Raw genomic sequence first — 20,272 nt, 5'->3', positions numbered from 1 at the left:
AGTATACTTATGACAAGAATGGGAATCTGATTAAAGATTTAAACAAGAATATTAGTAGTATCGGATATAATCTTTTAAATTTGCCTGATGAGGTAACCTTTGCGAATGGTAACAGTATCCGGTATGAGTATGCAGCCGACGGAACGAAGCTTCGTACGGTACATAAGATGGGTGCTGCTACTTTGACAACGGATTACTGTGGAAATGTGGTCTATGAGAACGGTGTATTGAAGATGCTCCTGAATGAAGCGGCTATGTGAGTTTCCCTGATAGGAAGTTCCATTTCTATTTGAAGGATCATCAGGGGAATGTAAGGGTTGTGGCGGACAAGATGGTAATGTGGAGGAGACGAATGCGTATTATCCGTTTGGGGGGACGTTTACTTCGACAATCGGTGTTCAGCCTTACAAGTATAACGGTAAGGAGTTGGATACGAGGAATGGGCTGAACTGGTATGATTATGGGGCCAGACATTATGATGCGGCGATAGGAAGGTGGCATGTGGTGGATCCATCTGCAGAGAAATACAACAATGTAAATTCATATGCTTATTGTAATAATAATCCGATAAAAAACATAGATATAGATGGACGGGACTGGTACATGAACGAATCAACAGGAGATTTATATTTCCATCGGGATTCAGTCGGACGACAGATGACATATAATGAACAAACTTATATTCATATTGGTGATAATAATATGTTTGGAAGTATGAAAGATATTTTATCGAAATTATATAATTTTGAAGAGTCTGCTTCTTTAGCTCAAAAGCATGGATATAGTATTAATCCAATACAACAATTAAAATCCGAAAAGTCTAGAGAACAATCTTATCCAACGGGGAAAAATAACATAGTGATTGTTACTGGTGAAATTGATCTTATTAATGAGAAATATGGAATATTTCCGATTGATAAAAATAAAATGATAGGAATTAAAACTGATCCACTAATACAGAGAAAGTATAGTGCCTTAGATATGATAGATGTACTTTTAACAGGAGGAAAAAAAACAGAATATATAGAAAGAAATTATATATCATATAGAGTGTCAAAAACAAGTGATAATGTCTATAGTACTGTTGGAGCTGTTTTTAATGAAATGGAAACAATAATGACGGGTAAGCAAGATTATCGAACAATTAATGTTTATAATAATTGGAATCATTATTACAATGCTACAGAAGGAAAAGGAAAGTTGTTAATATATAAATAATAGTTTATGAAAATAATAAGTTTAGTACTAATAGAATTGTTTTTTATTCAATACAATTGTTTTTCACAGGAGTATCCTGATGAAAAAACAGTTCAAGGTTATAAAGAAATCATTAGTCTATATCCAGAAGATTTAGTGTCTCATTTTCCGAAAGAAATTGCTCATAAAAAAGTGCTTATAACAGCTTTTAAGTATCCGAAAATACAGGAATTGAGTTATATTCATATTATGTTGATTTTAAATGATACAGGAATTGAGACATTAAAAAAAGATGCTTTACTCGAGGCTAAAGCTATTTATCATTTTACAGACTCTTGTTTAATGATTATTCCTTATAATTATGAAGAGAATAGTACCATAATTAATACTGATTCGATTCGATATTGTCAGAATTCGAATATGCTTCCTATTTCCAATATCAGAACTTGGGGTGATTTCGTACCTGATTTTTATAAAAATGCGATCATTTTTATATTTAATGCAGAAAAAGGTTGCTTTCTTAAGAATGATTATCTTTCTAAATCAGGAGTTGGTTTACCAAATGGGTGGCAACATGGATATAGCAAAGGAATAGTAATATTTAAAAATTATGTAATGTATTGGCTCGATGTTTGGTAGTGCTTTGATTTAACCTCAATTTCGTTTTACCCTGATATAGATTGTCTAATAACAGATAATATATATCAGGGTATGCTTTATCTATGATAATTTATCTTATCTGTAAAAAGTGCTAACCTTACTCCTAATTTGGTATGTGACAATAGTCTGGAGGTTAAGGACAATACTAATCAGGTGCTGGAGTATACCTATGACAAAAACGATAATCCGATTAAAGATTTAAACAAGAATATTGACAATAATCGATATAATCTTTTAAATTTGCCTAATCGATAACCTTTGCGAATGTAACAGTGTGCAGTATGACTATGTGGTGGACGGAACGAAGCTGCGTAGCGTACATAAAACCGGTGCTACTACTTTAACAACGGATTACTGTGGAAATGCGGTCTATGAGAACGGGGTGTTGAGGATGTTGCTCAATGAGGCTGGGTATGTGAGTTTCCCGGATAGGAAGTACCATTTCTATTTGAAGGATCATCAGGGGAATACCCGGGTTGTGGCAGACAAGGATGGCAATGTGGAGGAGACGAATGCTTATTATCCGTTTGGAGGGACGTTTACTTCGACAATCGGTGTTCAGCCTTACAAGTATAACGGTAAGGAGTTGGATACGAGGAATGGGCTTGGTTGGTATGATTATGGGGCGAGACATTATGATGCGGCGATAGGGAGATTTATGAAGATGAGGATGTGTCAAAAAACTCTTTATAACAAAATCATCCCTGCTACAACTATGTGTGACATGGGTAATTTCCATATTTCAGGTATTTTAACACGTTCTCTTATCTCCTTATCAATATGGGCTAATAATCTGGTGAATAACATTGACGTGAATGGAGATAGTATTTGGTTTACGTCTTAACATAACAAAAAGGGAGATTTAGAAGGCATAACGATGCATGTTACAGGTAAAGTATTGAATGATTCTAATGAAAGAATTGATATGGAGTCAACCGTAAAAAATATCACTAAGGCTATGAAAAGAGCATTTAAAGGTGATATTGGTGACATATCCTTTAGTTCAGATATACAATTATCAAGTGTAAAAAACATGAATGAAGTATCAGATAATGATCATTTATTTGTTTTAACAGATAAAATAAGTTAGATTGAGAAAGGAGAGGTTTATGGAGCTTCAAATTATATAGGTGGGAAAGTTGCATTTATTAATGCGGCCTTTTTTTCGGGTACATATGATGAATTGTTAGGCAGTAGGAATTATGGTTCTTACACAGCAACACATGAATTTGGACATTTAGCAGGTTTACAACATGGTGCATTTGGTCCTGGCAATCTCATGAGAAAAAATGGAATGTTCTATGGAACAACAGCTTCACAACTGAACGAAATACACAGTAATTGGAAAAATTAACAACTAAACCTTGGCACAAATAGTTTTTTAGCTCCACATGGAGCAAAACGTCCTAATGTAGGTAATGCAATATTTATAGTTAAACCATGGTAATATGAAAAATGTAAAGAATAAAATCCGTAAATTTATAATTGTTACTTGCGCATGTATCATAGCAATGATATGCAGAGGAGGATATTGGTATTATAAATATGAAGGTATGAATGTACCTCTTATCATATCAACTCAATATTCATCTTTACCAACTGATATCAAGGTATACATAGATGGCAATATTGTTTTTAAAGATAAGTCTTTGCAAAAACTATATGAATTTCAAGATGTTCATACTTCATGTGGAATTCATCAATTAAAAATAATTGTTGATGGGAAAGAATTTATTGAGTATTTCTTAGTTTTTCCTGTTCGATGGGTATACATTCAGATTCAAAAAGATAATGATGAAAATTATAAGAATAATAAGGATTGGTTTTATGTGAAATTTAGTTCCGGTACTGTTGGTTTAATGTAATCTAACGTGAATTCTAAGACTTCGGCAAGTATCTTCTCCTTTTTTTATTGTTAATAATTGTAATATCAATTTATAGTTGTGTTACTCTTATATGTTTGCAGTTGTACAAAAGGCGTCCCTCTTTTTACTACTGCAAACATTCTCTGTATCAATTAAATCTAATAGCCCGTCATTGATAAAGTTTACACCGATGGCGTTTTTTTTAAAAGAAGCAATATGCTTCAATAACCGACAAAGCGTTCGCAATGAAATTGTTGAAAGAATAGTGCTGGAGTGCTCAATCGTTATTCGATCCACCCTTTCATTCTATTTTAGTAATTCAATATCTCACGTTACAACATTAATCTTTGAAATGATAATTGTATGGATTCTGTATAAAAGAATACCGATGTCTGGGAACAGGTAACGGATCTTGTAATCTCAGATTCCATACCAAAGCCTCCTGAAGTAACTCTGATTGTTTAGCTACATATTTTTTGTTATCAAACAGATTACTGATTTCAGATGGATCTTTTTTCAGATTATACAATTCACCTCTTCCATAATTATCCAAAATCAGCTTCCAATCTCCTTTGCGCACCATGCGTTGAGTTCCGCTTTGTGTCCAGGTATTCAGTTCATCAAAGTGAGCTATCTTATTCGGCGTAAAAGCACCTTCTTTTTGAAATGACAAAGGCTCTTCCCGAGTAAAGTCTTCTCCTCCGAATCCTTGTTCTACTATCATACTTGAAAACTCTCTTTTCGGATAACTTTTTCCTGTAAGCATAGGCCATAAACTACGTCCCTGCACTCCCACCGGAATATCGGCTCCAATAGCAGTACAAAGAGTCGGGAAAATATCAGCAATAGAAACATGAGCTTCCATTGGCTTTTGTTGTTTAGAAATACCTGCGCCAGCCCACACCATCGGAATACGTGTCAAAGACTCAGGAGTTCCGGCTCCTTTACGGATCAGTCCATATTCACCACAATAGTCACCATGGTCAGAAAGAATAATGAAAATTGTGTTTTCATATTTCCCCTCTGCTTTCAGAGTTTCAATCAATCGCTTCACCTGATCATCTATCAGTCGTATCATTCCCATATAATTACCTCTTAATCTGGGAAGATCTTTTTGCAAGTCAGGGCAAGAATCGTCTTCCAATTCCGCTAATATCTGATATTTTTCACTTTTACGCGCTAAATCCTTACGACCGGTACGGGGTTGAGGTAATTTCTTCGGTGCAAACATCGAATAATAGGGTTCACATACTTGATACGGATTATGAGGTTCCGGGAAAGATACCCAAATAAAAAAAGGATTTTCTTGTGTCTTGATCCAGTCCAATGCTTCATTTACAATTGTAACAGGCTGTTGTTGTTCCAAAGGAATCGGAGAAGGTTCCAACCATTGTCCGCGTGCATCCTTATCGAGGAAGTTGGCCAGTTTCTTTTCGCCTTCTGTCTTGTTCTTCACAGACTTCCCCCAATGTCCGTATTCAATCCAATGATCCATATCGGTTGGTTTCAGATAAGAATGATTCTTGCCGACAAGCGCTGTTTTATATCCTTTTTCTTTAAACACATGAACCATATCTTTTCGATAATATACATCCAATACATTATGATTGGTACGTACGTGGGTAGCCGACGGGAAACGTCCCGTAAACATAGAGCAGCGAGCAGGAGAACTCGCAGGTGCCACAGTATAAGCTTTATCAAACCAAGTGTTTTGATGAGCTAACGAATCAACATAAGGTGTTATGTCCATTGGGAAGCCCTCTCTTCCACAAAGATCAGCACGTTGCTGGTCAGTCATAATCAATACGACATTCGGAGTTTTCGTCTGTTGCGCGATAGCAGAAATACTGACAGAAGCTACCGCTACTACCAGAGAAAAAGATATATTGTTCATATACAATTTACCAATAACTTAGTGAGATTATTTATTCTGCCCCGGATAAGGTTCTACCATGCAACGCTTCGCCCATGCTTCATAAGCTTTTACCATTTCTGTTACCTTTTCAGGGTATTTGTTAGCAAGATTGTGTTGTTCACTACGATCCTCATTCAGGTTATACAATTCCCATTTCGCTTTTTCTCCAGGGCGGACAATCTTCCAGCATCATTGGAAAGAAAAGCGCGTTCATTGAAATGTTCAAAACCAAGGTAGTCATGTCCTTCACGATGACCGCTCTTAAAGATAGGCAGAAGGCTCTTACCTTCCATTGGTATAATATCATGACCTTTATACTTTTCCGGATAGCTTGCATCTGCCAAATCAATACAAGTTGCCATAATATCCATTACATGACCGATTTCAGATGTCATTCCACCCACATTTTTTTTGATTCCTTTTGGCCAATGTGCAATCATAGGAGTACAAATACCACCTTCATAAGACTTAGCTTTCCAAAAACGGAAAGGAGTATTGGCTACATTGGCCCAACGAGCTCCTAACGACGCATAGGTAGTTTCCGGACCAGGCAATACTTCTTTGTTATGTGGATATACCATCACCTCTCCTTTGCGAGTCATATCAGGACGGTCATTTTCACCCGGGGAATAATTCTGGCAGAGCTCATTACTACATCCATTATCGGAAAGAAATAAGATCAATGTGTTATCCAACTGTCCGGTACGTTCTAAAGCCTCAATCACTTGACCAATTCCTTGGTCCATACGATCAATCATTGCTGCATGGACCGCCATGGCACGAGCATCCCACTCTGCAGTCGGATTGTTTTCCCACTTATCTAGAAATTGACGATCAGATAAGAAGTTATCCATTCCAGGAAATATTCCCAATTGTTTTTGCCGTTCGTAACGAGCATTACGAATGGCTTCCCAACCTACTTTATAAGTATCTTTATACTTCTCAATATCTTCAGGCAAAGCATGAAGTGGCCAGTGAGGTGCCGTATAAGCCAGATACATAAAAAAAGGTTTGTTTTCTTTTGCATATTCGTTCACTTCTTTCACAGCACGGTCCGAAAGAGCCTGAGTGATATAATATCCATCCGGTACTTCTTTTATAGGTTCTTCACCTTCTACCAGGCTAAACGGATCAAAGTAATCCACCACTCCATAAATGGTTCCATAATGAGTGTCAAAACCTCGATTCACCGGATAATGGCATAAGTCAGAGAAAGTATCATGAAATACATGATGTGCCAACCATTCCCGTTGGTCTTTACGCAAGGGGGTTTCGGCAATATGCCATTTACCTACCATACTGGTGGTATATCCTACTCCTTTCAGAACTTCCGCAATGGTGACTGCATTACGCGAAAGTGTACCCCGATATCCCGGTAAATTGTCATCAAACGTCATACGACCAATACCCGCCTGATGTTGGTAAAGTCCGGTTAATAAAGAAGCACGAGTCGGGCAACTACGACTAGCATTATAGAAATGATTGAAACGAACACCTTGCTGTGCCAGCTTGTCCAAATTGGGAGTATGAATCTCACTACCATAACATCCTAAATCAGAATAACCTAAATCATCCGCAAGAATCACTAGAATATTCGGACGCTTGTCGGTCCTCTTATTTTTGTCTTTTGCGACGGAATTTCCGGCTAGTGTCAGTGCGGCCGGTAGAAGTAATAATTTAGAATTCATAAATATTAGATATTTAATTTATTATCAATAGTACAAATATAGGCATTACACCTTGCATAATACAAAAATTACTATTCAATAAAGGAAAAATACAGACCATTATATATTCCAAATGCATTGTACCGGATAAGTCCACTCTTGAATTTATTCAGTACAATGCAAAATATTCTTTTTAATTACAGCTTCTATTTTTAAGAAACTTATTTATTCCTTGTAGGTCGTGGTCCCATATAAGAACGTTTCATTCCACCAAAGTCCAAAACAATCTTTTGAATAACCGTTCCTGCATCTCCGCAAATAATTTTTACCGTATGTTTACCAGGCTTATCTATATGCAGAGTGGTTTTATTGATTCTACAATTTTTCAATACGCTTTCATACCAAAGTTGTGCATACTCAAAAGAAGAAGTGGATGGATTCATCACAGGACCTTCGTCGATACATACACCATATTTTGTTTCGACATTCGTTGCTTCATGTCCAGCATATCCTCTGTCTTTACATAGAACGAATGTTGGCAGGACATACGTATAAACATCTACAGAACCTTGTTCGAAAGTGTAAAAATCATATTCTAATCGTGGGGTACTACGTCCTGCTGTCCGCTGTGGTGGAGCCACTGGGTTACCTAATTGGATAGCTGTATTTTCAACCCCCAGATTAGGAATTGTTATCATCTTGATATCTTTATTCTCCACTTTGCGATGAAAACTTGCTGCATCTATTGAGACATAGCCGTTATGTTCAACGAACAGGGTATCCATCTCCGCCAGCGAAGGTGAGGAAGGATTGAATACTGAAACGTAAACATTTTCTTTTTCGCCGTTGGCAGACGAGATTTCTAATGTCCCCAACACTCTTTCGCCTACAGGTACTTTTGTCCAATCGATTGATACATCAATACGTTCTTCAGTAGCTGTCTCACCAGTTTTCTTATTCAATACAATCCAATCGTTTGAAACATTTGCCTGCCATTTTAACGGTGCCGTACCTTTATTGAAAACGTCTACATAATATGAACGGCGTAAGTAGGTATTAAAAGCTGGTAATGAGTGGAAACTTTTCAATCCTTTTAATATATCTTCCTCTTCCGCCATCACTCCTAAAGAAGCATTATTTTCCAATGAAACTGTGCGCAATTCCGGAAGTTTGAAATAAGAGGAGGCAAAACCTTGTTTCATGGTCATCATATGGTTCCATTTACCACCTAACAAAGAGTTATATCCGTCCGTAATTATTTGCAGACTATCATAACATACCTTTGTCTTATTTGCCAAGAATTCGGTAGCCGCTCTCTGCTGAATGGAATACCAACGATTTTTCTGACCATTCAAAACCATCTGATTAAGTAACTCACAGCCTTTTACCGGATAATATAGCAACTGATAGAAACAGGCTTTTTGGTGGTCATCCGACAATTGATTCAGTATCTTCTCAACAATAGACCCAATACGTGTATATTCGGCCAGGCGAATATCTGCTTCCCGGTAATTTGTAAATGAGAAGTCGGTATCTGTATTCCGTTCATTCCCATGTTTGTCTGTTGCCCATTGATAGCCCCACCCCATAAACTCCGGTTTACGCTCAAAGGCTAACTTGTAGAAAGAGTTAATCACATCTTGATATTCTTCCCGATATTCATCTCCTAACATACCACACAACCATTCGGTACGGTAATTGGCTGCTCTTTCAAAATTGAAGGCGTTGATATCAAAAGCCATTGTCAGAAAATAGTCTACTGCAAATTCGCAGGATTTAATATCACCGGCATTAAGTAACCAGATACGGTCGGCTGTCATATCATAAGCTTTACGTAGCTCTTCATACATTAAAGTAGGTGAAACTGTATTCATCCAAAGGTGATCATGAGGTTTACCTAGATAAGAAGAATGGTAATATACGCCGGAACGTCCGGAACGCTTCTGTTCTTTCGGACTACTCAAACGCTTCATATAGCCGTAATTGTCATCCGGCCAGATAATAGTCACATCATCCGGAAGTTCCAACCCCTCATCATATACATCCAATACTTCCTTGTAAGGGGTAAAAGCTTGAGGAATATCTTCTGCACGTTTGCCAATGAGATCGACCAGCATTTGTCTCTGTGCCATTAGTGCTTCCTGAAGCATCTTCTTTCTATCGGACATATCATTGCTGGCATTCATTGCTTTATCATGCAATCCACGTAAAGCCAATGTATATACATTTTCAAAAGGAGCACATTCTTCAACACGTGATTTCAAGACTTTATCTACACCTGTTTTGTTATTGATATAGTCCCATTCACCCATTTTATCACGTTTCCATTCACTAGCTGTATTAAACAGCAATGGTTCGCAATGTGACGATCCCATGACAATAGCAAAACTATCCGCTACTAATCTGTTTTCCGGAATCCGATGAAATGCCATCGACGCATCGTGCATGGCGGGACATAAGTAATTGGCTTGAAGACGTAATAACAACTCACAAACCTTTGCATATGTTTTGGGTCCGAAGTTTCCACGTTCTTTTTCAAAATTCTCTTTTGACCATTTATAAAGTCCCCAATCTTCGTCATTGATAAAGATACCTCTGAACTTTACTGTCGGTTCGTTCGAAATATACTTATTGACGTTTACATTCAACTGTTTAAGTTGTTTTACCGGAGCATCGGCCCACCAATACCAAGGAGAGACACCTATCGCTCTGGAAATAGAAAGAAGTCCATAAGCTGTACCACGTCTGTCACTACCAGCAATTACAATTGCATTTTTGACACCCGGTACAGGATTGCTAACCTTCTCTATCAAATATCTTTCCCATCCCCCTGCTATGGATGTAGTGTCAATCTTATTTCGAGCAGCTAATTTGTTGATCCATTCACTTTCACCAATAGTACCTACAATAATAGCGTAACGTGCTGATACATCACCCGGTTCCTTTTCTGCAACCTCCAATGTCTGACCCGTCACACGATTAACATCTTCTACAAATAAAGAAACACTCTTACGTACCACTATTTCATCTTTTCCATCAAAACAAACAACAGCCTTTGAGGATGGCGAAACAATAGGAAAACTATTTTTCCCTGCCCCTTTATTCAATAACACTTGCGCTTCTGCTGAAATACAACAACAGCAAAAGAGTCCTAACAACAAAGATTTGGTTTTCATAAAAAATTAATTTATGTATCAATGATACAAATGAAAATAAAAATAAATAGAAACAGGATAAAATATAAACCGATGATTGAGAAATTAGGATCAAATGCTCAATCTCATTCTACTAAGCAACAAAATGTACTCAAAATACAACAATATCGCCTATAACTCAATGACTGTCTTCAAATGAAAACGATCAATTAATAATGCACGCAGTTCTTCATCAGCAACAAATAGACTGGTAGAAAATATTTCTCCAATAGCTCCATTAGTTGTCACTACCGCTAATTGCTTACAACCTTCTACCAATTTACCACTGTGAGGAGAAATTAAATGTTTGCGCTCAGCAGAGTCATTTCCTGAAGTTGTGAGACATTCATCAAATAATATCAAAGCATTATTCTCACTGTCTTTTCCTATATGAAGTCGCTTGTCAAAATCAACTTTCCACCCTTTACCATTAGGATGGTTTCCTATTGCCAATATCGAACTATTTCCTATATTTATTAATGCATTTCTTATTGCATAACTTTCCAATATCTCTCTAATCCGCTCCAAAGCATATCCTTTTAGGAAACCGGATAAATTTATGGTTGTTCCCTTTTTCTGAAAAAATACAGTCTGGTCTTCGGCAGACAATTGTACCGATTGTATCGTATTTCGGGTATAATGTTCAGAATGGACAGTGACATCAAAACAACCCAAAGTTTTCCTGTGATATTCCAGACATAAATAAATCATTTCATAAAGAGATGAACTGAGTTTCACAGGATGTAAAGAGGCTGTTTGGTTGATCTGTGCAAGTTCGCTATCCGCATCATAATAATTGGCAGTCTTTTCTAATTGCCGCAATATATCCTGTATAGTTGCAATGACCAACAATAATTTATCTTCTGAGTACTGACTGGATAAAATAATATCTACCCGGGTATGCATAGACGGAAACCAAGCATAGAGTAAACCGTCACCATCAGAAGATTGTCTATATAAATGCTGAAAAGAACGACACATGACAAGGGCTTTGTGTAAAATGTCCACCTTTCTTCAAAAGCAAGGTGGACATTTTATTTCTTATTTCAGTTCTTTAATCTTCACATTCTTGAACCATACTTCATCTCCATGATCTTGCAGAAGAATATTTCCTTCTTCAAAATTTCCGAAGTTCGGCCAGTTTTTATATTTACTGTAAGCCACCAATGCATTCCACATATCATTGTTACGATCGTATTCGATAAGCTTAACGCCATTCAACCAATGTTCAACATGGTTATCTTTTACAATAATAGTAGCCGTATTAAACTCTCCTTTTTTAAAAGGTTTTTCAACCGGAGCCGGAATCAGGTCATACAGTGAACCAAGTTTTCTGTTACCCTTCACACCTAGTTTAGCGTCAGGATGTTTGTCGTCATCAAGAATCTGGAATTCGCAACCAATGGCGGAACCTTCTCCTTTATTCATATCCGGATTAACGAAGTATTTAATTCCACTATTAGCACCTTCAGTAATCTTGAAATCTACAGTTAAGATAAAATTCTTATATTTACGTGTAGTCACGATATCACCACCATTAGCTGATTCCGCTCCACCACTCTTCATCACTTTCAGGATACCATCTTCAATTTTCCAACCTTTTTCCGGGAAAGTAGAAAGTTTTGCTCCTCTCCATCCATTAGTAGTCTTACCATCCCACAGCAATACCCAACCGTCTTTGGCTTCACTCGGAGAAATAGTATTAGCTATCGCATTTACTTCTGATGCAACCTTATTGTCGTTTTTGCAACCAGTGAAGCAAAGAGCGACAAATACTAACAACATCCATTGGATGTGCCAAACATTACTTTTTGTCTTCTTTTTCATAATACATTTTTTTTAAGATAAATAATATTAATTGTTACGTTTATTGAGCAAATCGTGCTTGTACTTTAATAGATCATTGTTATTAAAATAAAAGTCAGTCATATAAAAGATTACATCTATTGTGTTTTTACTGGGAAGATAGCTTAAATTTTAACCACATAGTTATAATCATCCGTTTCAGTTTCTGTGCATCTTACAAAGATTTCTATATCACCTCCTTCTTTTGTAGTACAGAACGAATATCTTTCCAGCTGACAGTCTTTCCTTCATCAGCAGCATTACCGATTGCATGTACTTTCAAAGCAATAAATCCTTCAGAAGTCTTATCATCCCAGAGGTTAGCACAAAGTACCCCATTCATCCAAGTACGAATCGAATTTCCAACAGCTTCAATACGAACTTTGTTCCAAGCATTGTTTTTAAAAGCTGTTTACGTACACGGATTCTTAGTTTAAGGATACAGCCAACTACAACGTGCTTCATCATAAATACCACCTGAGCATGCACTTTTAGATGGATTGATTTCGAATTGATAACCATGTACGCATCCTTTCTGGTAATCTTTTGTACTTTCACTACGAAGTCGTACACCAGAGTTCAAACCATCATCTACTTTGAAATCAAATTCAAGAATAAAATCTCCATAGTTTTTTGTCGTAGCAAGAAATGTGTTATTGGTTCCCATTTTAGAAATATCTACAATGGCACCATCTACAACTTTATACTCAACTGTACCGTTCAGCCTCTTCCACCCTTTCAGGTTCTTACCATTAAAAAGAGGTTCCCAATTCTGTGCTGTCAAAGAAGCGGCACAGAACAAAAGTAAAGTCAATAAAATATTCTTTTTCATATACAATCTTTTCTAATTTGTAGAATTAACACTAATCCTGTTGGTACTAAATTTGGTTGTTATTATCTATATATGTATTTTTCGTGTACGCAAACGATATTATAGAAATTAATACCCTTATTTGTGGCGCCAAAGTTAAGAAAGAAAATTCATTTAAAACGCAATATTCTGACCAACAAAGGAAAAAATCTATTCAAACTAACTAAAAACAGGGAGAAAATATCCATCACCTGATATTTCTCCCTATTATTCTATAAAAAAGTAGTGATTTACGTTTCTACGTTTATTTTCCTTTTAGGAAAATATTCTGTAGTCTTACATTATATCCCCCTATTTGAAAATGAGTGCAGCAACTATTTTATCTGTATCGACTTGAAAAATGATTTCTTTAGATACACTCAGCATCAAAAAGAAATATACATCATCAAAATAAGCCGAATGAATAGCTACTTTAGTCACAGTATCTCTTAAATCCAAGGTGATGGCATCAGCTAGGCATTCTTGAGGATTTTACGACAACTGTACTTTCCCCAGTATTTGTACTTCTTGAAAAAACGTTTCACAGAAGTATACAGAGAAATGTCCATCAGAAAACTCAATGAGATACCATCCGGATACTCTTTGACAAACTGTGCAAACTTAATTAACTATAGGAAATTATATCAGTCTATTTTCAATAAGTTCTTTACATTATCGCACACAGATACTGCTACTTTTGAGTCGGCACATCCATAATAAAGATATAATTTCTTTTTAAAGTAAGCCAATCCTTCGATAAAGACTGTTCCATCCTTGTATTGGCCGCTTTTCTCAAAAGAAGCTTCGGGAACAAAGAAAGGTTTATCCAAACGATCTAAAAGTTTATAAGGATCTTTGTTGTCAAATAGCATTTGTCCGGCACAATAAGCACCTCCTGGATAGTTTGGATCTCCGCTTCTTTTATCATTTTTACCATTATACATTAAAACAATACCATACTTCGTCCGAATAGCCGGAGGACCACATTCTGTCATCTGACTGTCAAAGTATCCTTTACGTGGTCTAGCCAGTTTCTTTAATTGATTATTCTCATCCAATACCGGATACCAATCTACCAGATTTTCAGACGTGGCAGCATAAACAGCATATTCTCCCCAATACATAAAATATTTACCATCTACTTTATCAATGACTATTTTCCCATCATTCACTTTTGTAAGAATAGAAGCCGATTTACTTGCAATCTTAGCAAACCGACCATTATAAGCTTTTTCAAAAGCAAGCCCATGTTTGGTCCAGTTCTTCAAATCTCTGGAGGTAGCAACGGCAAGGCGGGGAGTTTGACGGTTCCACGCTGTATAAAGCATTACATACAATCCATCTTTAGTCATCGCTACACGAGGGTCTTCACAACCACCCGGACACTCAATACTTTTAAATTCATCTTCAGCAGGAAAGAGTACTGGTGCCTTCAATCTTGATATTGTTATTCCGTCTGTACTTTCGGCATATCCAATACGGGATGTTCTTTTTCCTATCCCCTGTGCAGAGTTGTCTTCTGCCCGATAGAGTACAACGATCTTTCCATCTTTTACAGTAGCTGCCGGATTAAAAGTATCACTTTCTTCCCATTTGATTTTCTGTTTTTGCATTGGACAATCAAAAGCTGTCGGTTGTGGGGAAATGACCGGATTACCTTTCTCAGGGCGCAAAAATGGACCTATTACCCACTTTTTAGATTGTTTTTCACTTGAAACAGCTGAAGAAGGCAACGTGGAGAATCCACATAAGAATAGTCCTATTGCCAAACAAGTTAAGAGTCTTAATTTCATTTTGTCTTTTAGTTTATCAATAAATAAAATTACGCTTTTGGATTCGCTTATATATCTAATTAAACTTTCATAAGCGCATCCAATCGTTTCATTATAAATAGCTTATTTTGAGCATATTCATAGTCTATTATTGGCTATTAATAGTTGAATTATAGAGTATTAATAACTGAGATGTATACTATTAATAGTTAAGATATAGACCATTAATACTCCACAAACAGTTTAATAATACCCCACCAGGATTTCAGAGAATCACTGACGTATGTTGAATATTTCTTTCAACGCTTCTCCTCTTAAAGTCTTTCCTGAAATTGCTTTCAGTTTAAAGCCACAAAGTTTCTCCCAGTTTCTTAGTGTAGCCTCATCAACCACCTTTTGTAAGTCGGCATCCCATTCGTTCAAATACCCTCTTAATCCCAGATATTGCACCATAGGAAAATCTTTATCTTCCGGGCGTACATCACGATAATAGATCAACGTTGCCTTTTCTCTGATAAGGATGTCTTGCAAAATAGCTATATCAACCGCACGTACTGAGGTCTTCCGATCTATAGCAAGAGAAGCTGTAATTCCTGCTGCCTGTCCTAATGCCATCCAGCAAGGTTCCATACGTAATGTAGAAAAGCCGATGTGTGAACCAGATACAGGTACTGGCAATAACAGGTTATCCACCTTGCGGGGCAGAATTACACCTAAAGGAACTGTATATACAGCAGTAGGATAGCTAATAAATCCATCCAAGTGGACTCGTCCAGTTTCCCGCTTACGGGCAGCATGTGAATCAAGTGCATAATGACTGGCGGTCACACTGCCTGAATGCAGGGGCGGACGTTTACCCGGTGACACTGGCAACGCATCTTTGGCCGTAAAAAAATACACCCCTTCAAATCGGCGGCCTTCACGGACATATACTTGACGAGGAAAATATCCATTATCCTCATACTCATCTTTCGCAAGTCCCCACTGTGATATCTCTTTGCGAAAATGTTCAGGGAGCTCGCTGTCATTCTGTGCAAACCAGAACAACCCTAATGTATAATCCCTTAGACGTTCAGCAAATTTATCTCTCCATTCCCAAGAGGAAGTAGGCCAAGGCCAATTTTCTTCGGGAAGATCAGTAGAAAGGAATGCAGCATGTTGGTTATTCCCGTCTGCCTTTCGGTTGGGGAGTTTAACTAAGCTACTCAGTTTCCAGATTCCCCAGCTGTCTCCAGGTAATTTACTACGGTTTCCTCCAGCTATGTGACGGCGATTTTCTTCCATCATTTCGTCTGTCACTTCTGCCATCACACGCTGCGTATTTCGCCCAGTCCATACATCTTCTATGAGTGATACGTATTCTTTCCGATTATAAGATTTCGGTTTGGGGAAAGCAATACGTTTCGCAGGATCATCAGTCAGGCAAAGTCGATAATTATATGCCTGTACTGCGTTATCCGCCTGTCCCGTACTACCTTCTGCAGGTAAGCTTTTCCAGTATTCATAAGTACGTCCGGCTCCCGGTTCTCCAAATTCCTCACGACTCTCCCTACCTACGCGGAATGGAACCCCGGCAGCAGCACCTAAATCTCCTTCATAAGTAGCGTCTATAAAGATTTTACCGAAGTATGTTTCGTTCTGTCCTGTTTCCCGGTTCAATATGCGGATACTTTCGATACGTCCGTCTCTAAGTGAGATATTTTTGTCTTCCGCATCAAACTGCCGCAGCAAAAACACATTGATCTTGTCTTTGTGTTCTTCCAACATCTGTTTGTAGACATGGGCTGCAACTAAAGGTTCAAAATGAAAGCCATCACTACAGTCTTTCACCTGTTGTGATTTATCTCCATATCGGTCGATATAGTATTGTTTTACTCTTGATGTAAACTCTGAGAATAACCCTGTAGTTGCTTGACGAGTAGCAATATCCGTTGCCCCCAATCCATTGACCGGAAGGCCACCCACATGCTGGTACGTTCCAGGATTACTGAAGTTTTACCTTCTCGGGCGGCGGCAATTGCCGCCATTATACCCCCGGGATTTCCACCGACAATTACCAGGTCATAGCTATTCTGAGCAGATATTCCCCAGCTGAGTAGTAATAAGATACTAAGTGTGTAGAGTCTTCTCACTTTATACGCTTGTTTTAATTTTTATTCTAAATTACTATTCTTGTCCCTATTATTTCAGTTTATACTCTTGGCTCTCTGTATTCCATCCCTTCAGAACCAACATTACACCTTCTCCTAGTTTCTCCTTACCCGTCTCAATGGTTACCACCTTATTCTCTTTAGGCATCAACGTAAAGAAGTTATCCGTATAGAATGATGGACGGATCGGACTCATTTTCGAATTCAAGAATTGCAGCTGATTGAAGAAAGCAATGCGGTTGGAGCTGTTCTTCAGAACCACATCCACAAAGTAACGGTTTCCCTCTTCCCTAACCTTATATGACAGCTTCACTCTGGCAGACTTGAGATCACCCAATTGTTTGAAACCGGAGGTGGCAGGTCCTGTCAACGTGGTCTTTCCCTCATATTTATCCTTAGAACGCCAGTAGAAGTTCGAAGAAACTTCTTTCCCCTTTTCATCCTTCAGGGTCAGCTTGATAAAATGAACCTGGGATATATTCTCTGGGAAACGGATCGTCAGTACATCATTCGCGACTCCGTCCTCAGGAAGATTCACTATAGCAGATTCTTCCAATACTTTCCGACTGTCGATATCATAGACCTGTGCCACTACTTTATAGTCATTGAAATCCCGGTAAAAGTCATTCACTACCGATACGGTATTTTTCAAGTAATCAAACTGTGCATGCAACGGCTCCAACGAGTTGGCTGTATGATAAAGCGATGCCGTCGGCTCCAAAGACCAGTCCCACATACGGGAAGCCACCTGACGCATCGAGCAGTTATGATACCAGAACAGTAGACCCGAACAAAAACGGTCACCGTAATCCAGCTTGTTGTAGTTCCATACCTCCCAGATGCTCTTAGAGTTAATGGCACCCAACAATTGTCCTTTGCGGGCAAACTCATCAATAGATGAAGATTCACCGTATTGATTGACTAGATCTGTATAAAGGGTAGTCATCAAATGGAAACCATTCCCGTCCAGATAATCCCACACCTTCTTGTTAATAGGCCAGAGGTCTTTCTCATCCATCATCTCACGAAGGATTTCTACCGTAGGAAGTGTCGGGGCTCCATACTCAGGATTAAAGCCATCTACACGACTGCCGCGGGGAGAAGCCGTATTTTCATAATGTTGCATCGGGTTCACTTGTTTATAAGGGCTTCCGTCGTGTACACCGGCACACTCGGATTGCATCTGGTAACCTCTGGTACCATCCAGTTCCATCAACAATTCAGGAGTACCTGTCACCTCGGAGCTTTCATTGGATGCCACGTAATAGGCCAGTGAAGGATGGTTACGGATACGTTTTACCGTCGAAGTAACATTGGCCAAATACGAACCTTTATCCTGGGGATGTTTCGTATCACCTGTCATCCAGAATTCCTGCCATACCAACAAACCTAATTCGTCACACAACTGGAAGAAATAATCAGATTCGGCAATGCCGCCTCCCCACATTCTCACCAGATTTACACCGGACTGGCGGGTATACCTCAGTTCGGCATAGGTACGTTCATCAGAAGTTCGCAGCATGGCTTCCGGAATCCAATTGGTTCCGCGGATAAACAAGCGTTTGCCATTGACATAAAATACGCGGGATTTATCGGGTGTGTTTGTATCGGAAGTGATTTCACGTATACCGAATCTTGTTTTTACAGAGTCACAGACTACTCCGTCAACGGATACAGTCAGTTTTAAATCATACAGGTTCTGGGGCCCTTTATTAACAGGCCACCACAAACGGGGTGAGTTGATCACCAGTTTGGGAAATTCTTCGGGAGTGAAGGTCAGCACCTTTTCCTCTCCACGCAGAATTCGGAGTGATTTCTCAAAAGTAATGTTTTCACCAAGGATTTCGCCTTTTACTGTGCAGTTTATTCCGCTGTAGCTGTTCGAGGGATTAACTACTTCCACCGACACAGACTCGCGTGCCTGGTCATAGCCGGGCTTCCGCAGTTCGGATTTGACGAAGGGGTGGCGAAGGGCTACTTTGCCTGTTGTATAAAGGGATATGTTTCTCCAAATACCGGTGTTACGGTCACGAATACCGTCCATGAAGGTAAAATCCCATCCCACTGTCATCAGCATGGTGGTGTTCAGACCGATATTGCCGTTTCCACCATTATGGAATTCACCTACGGCTCCCCATGTTTTGGGCTTGGCGCTACCGGGAACATCGACGGGATATACTTTAATGGCGAGCGCGTTTTTCTTGCCTATCTTGACGAATTCCGACACGTTGATGTAATCCTGCATAAACATGCCATGAATAGTACTGAGCAGATTTCCATTCACCCATACTTCCGCCCGGTAGTTAATTCCGTCGAGTTGAAGCCAGATGGTTTTTCCCTTGAAGGATTCGGGGACAGTGAATTCTGTGCGAAACCAGTAGGTGTAGAAATCGCGTCCTGTTTCCGAGATGTCGGGAATCAGCTTAGATTCCAGCTTGTTGTTGATTCCGTAATAGGGTTCGGGGTATTTCTTGTTGTATACCAGGGAGTTCAGGACAGTTCCCGGAACGATGGCTGGCATCCACTCTGAAGTCTGGAGATCCGGTTGGGAGATTGTCTCGCCGGATGCGTTCACATCGCCTGCTTTAATCATTTTCCATTGATAGTTTCCTCCATGGGTGATCTCTGAATCAAGCAGGAGACGTTCAGGAGAATGGGAGCTATTGGTATGGCTCTGACCTGAAACAAATGGTGAACATAAGAAAATTAGGAATAGGAGAAAGAGATGTTTTAATATCTTGTACATGTTTAATTTCTTGTTTTTAATAATTAATTAAGTTATTCGACTTACTTTTCCAGTAGTGCAACCGTACACCACAGATAAGGAGCTTGTCCATGATAATCCCCCGTATTGCGGGGACGGTCATAGTAGTACTGCTTACTATTTTTTTTGTTTGTTCCGACACATACTTCTCTCACAGCTCCCTTATCATTAATATAGGACACCAAAGCCATCCATGCTTTACGGGCAGCAGGACCGTATACCTCTGCATCCAGCCAGCCATTCTTCACACCTACAATAAAAGCAAAAGTAAACATGGCAGATCCGGAAGTCTCGGCCCAGCAATCAGGCTGGTCAATCAATTGGTTCCACATACCGCTTGAGGTTTGGTAATCCAGCAGGCTTTTCATCATGGTGTGATATCCCTGCATAATA

Annotated in this window: 10 protein-coding genes and 6 pseudogenes; 5 read left to right on the top strand and 11 right to left on the bottom strand. The window is 38.7% G+C overall.

The features are described 5' to 3' along the window. The 5 genes and pseudogenes from JCM17102_RS31985 to JCM17102_RS18655 form a co-directional block, all read left to right on the top strand. A pseudogene (locus JCM17102_RS31985) lies at nucleotides 1-591 on the top strand (RHS repeat domain-containing protein); the annotation flags it as partial. A gap of 633 nt (nucleotides 592-1,224) precedes the next feature. After that, nucleotides 1,225-1,836, top strand: a complete 612-nt coding sequence (locus tag JCM17102_RS18675; protein WP_025076267.1) for a hypothetical protein — start codon at nucleotides 1,225-1,227, stop codon at nucleotides 1,834-1,836. A gap of 295 nt (nucleotides 1,837-2,131) precedes the next feature. Then, nucleotides 2,132-2,701 carry an RHS repeat domain-containing protein gene (locus tag JCM17102_RS31980; RefSeq protein WP_025076266.1) on the top strand — a complete coding sequence of 190 codons (570 nt, stop codon included), beginning with the start codon at nucleotides 2,132-2,134 and terminating at the stop codon, nucleotides 2,699-2,701. 33 nt (nucleotides 2,702-2,734) lie between these two features. Further along, entirely contained in the window at nucleotides 2,735-2,947 is a 213-nt protein-coding gene (locus JCM17102_RS18665) for a hypothetical protein (RefSeq protein WP_025076265.1), read from the top strand. A 358-nt stretch (nucleotides 2,948-3,305) separates the two neighbouring features. Next, nucleotides 3,306-3,722: a hypothetical protein gene (locus tag JCM17102_RS18655; protein WP_025076264.1), complete on the top strand. Its 417-nt coding sequence runs from the start codon at nucleotides 3,306-3,308 to the stop codon at nucleotides 3,720-3,722. A 159-nt stretch (nucleotides 3,723-3,881) separates the two neighbouring features. On the opposite strand, the pseudogene JCM17102_RS32645 reads toward JCM17102_RS18655, so the two are convergent. The 11 genes and pseudogenes from JCM17102_RS32645 to JCM17102_RS18600 form a co-directional block, all read right to left on the bottom strand. Continuing rightward, nucleotides 3,882-3,993, bottom strand: a pseudogene (locus JCM17102_RS32645) (IS982 family transposase); the annotation flags it as partial. A 69-nt stretch (nucleotides 3,994-4,062) separates the two neighbouring features. Then, entirely contained in the window at nucleotides 4,063-5,616 is a 1,554-nt protein-coding gene (locus JCM17102_RS18650; RefSeq protein WP_025076263.1) for a sulfatase family protein, read from the bottom strand. A gap of 27 nt (nucleotides 5,617-5,643) precedes the next feature. Continuing rightward, nucleotides 5,644-7,325: pseudogene (locus JCM17102_RS28420) on the bottom strand (arylsulfatase). 200 nt (nucleotides 7,326-7,525) lie between these two features. Continuing rightward, nucleotides 7,526-10,480, bottom strand: a complete 2,955-nt coding sequence (locus JCM17102_RS18640) for a glycosyl hydrolase 115 family protein (RefSeq protein ID WP_025076262.1) — start codon at nucleotides 10,478-10,480, stop codon at nucleotides 7,526-7,528. Nucleotides 10,481-10,630: 150 nt separating this feature from the next. After that, the gene (locus JCM17102_RS18630; protein WP_025076261.1) at nucleotides 10,631-11,479 is read right to left on the bottom strand and encodes an FAD:protein FMN transferase; all 849 of its coding nucleotides are present in this window, start codon (nucleotides 11,477-11,479) and stop codon (nucleotides 10,631-10,633) included. Nucleotides 11,480-11,539: 60 nt separating this feature from the next. Then, nucleotides 11,540-12,226 (bottom strand): annotated as a pseudogene (locus tag JCM17102_RS24865) (3-keto-disaccharide hydrolase); the annotation flags it as partial. Between the two features lie 334 nt (nucleotides 12,227-12,560). Then, nucleotides 12,561-13,175, bottom strand: a pseudogene (locus tag JCM17102_RS28415) (3-keto-disaccharide hydrolase); the annotation flags it as partial. 662 nt (nucleotides 13,176-13,837) lie between these two features. Further along, nucleotides 13,838-14,986 (bottom strand): beta-1,2-mannosidase, encoded by a 1,149-nt coding sequence (locus JCM17102_RS18615; protein WP_025076260.1) that lies wholly within the window; start codon nucleotides 14,984-14,986, stop codon nucleotides 13,838-13,840. Between the two features lie 252 nt (nucleotides 14,987-15,238). Beyond that, a pseudogene (locus JCM17102_RS28410) lies at nucleotides 15,239-17,097 on the bottom strand (FAD-dependent oxidoreductase). A gap of 49 nt (nucleotides 17,098-17,146) precedes the next feature. Beyond that, complete coding sequence (locus JCM17102_RS18605) at nucleotides 17,147-19,861, bottom strand: glycoside hydrolase family 2 protein (protein ID WP_025076259.1); 2,715 nt, start codon at nucleotides 19,859-19,861, stop codon at nucleotides 17,147-17,149. 41 nt (nucleotides 19,862-19,902) lie between these two features. Further along, nucleotides 19,903-20,272: glycoside hydrolase family 88 protein (locus JCM17102_RS18600; protein WP_025076258.1), on the bottom strand; the 370-nt coding region annotated here is incomplete at its 5' end.

Origin of the sequence: Bacteroides faecichinchillae JCM 17102, assembly GCF_000614145.1 — a bacterium.
GTDB lineage: Bacteria > Bacteroidota > Bacteroidia > Bacteroidales > Bacteroidaceae > Bacteroides > Bacteroides faecichinchillae.
This window is presented reverse-complemented; position numbering and strand designations above follow the sequence as displayed.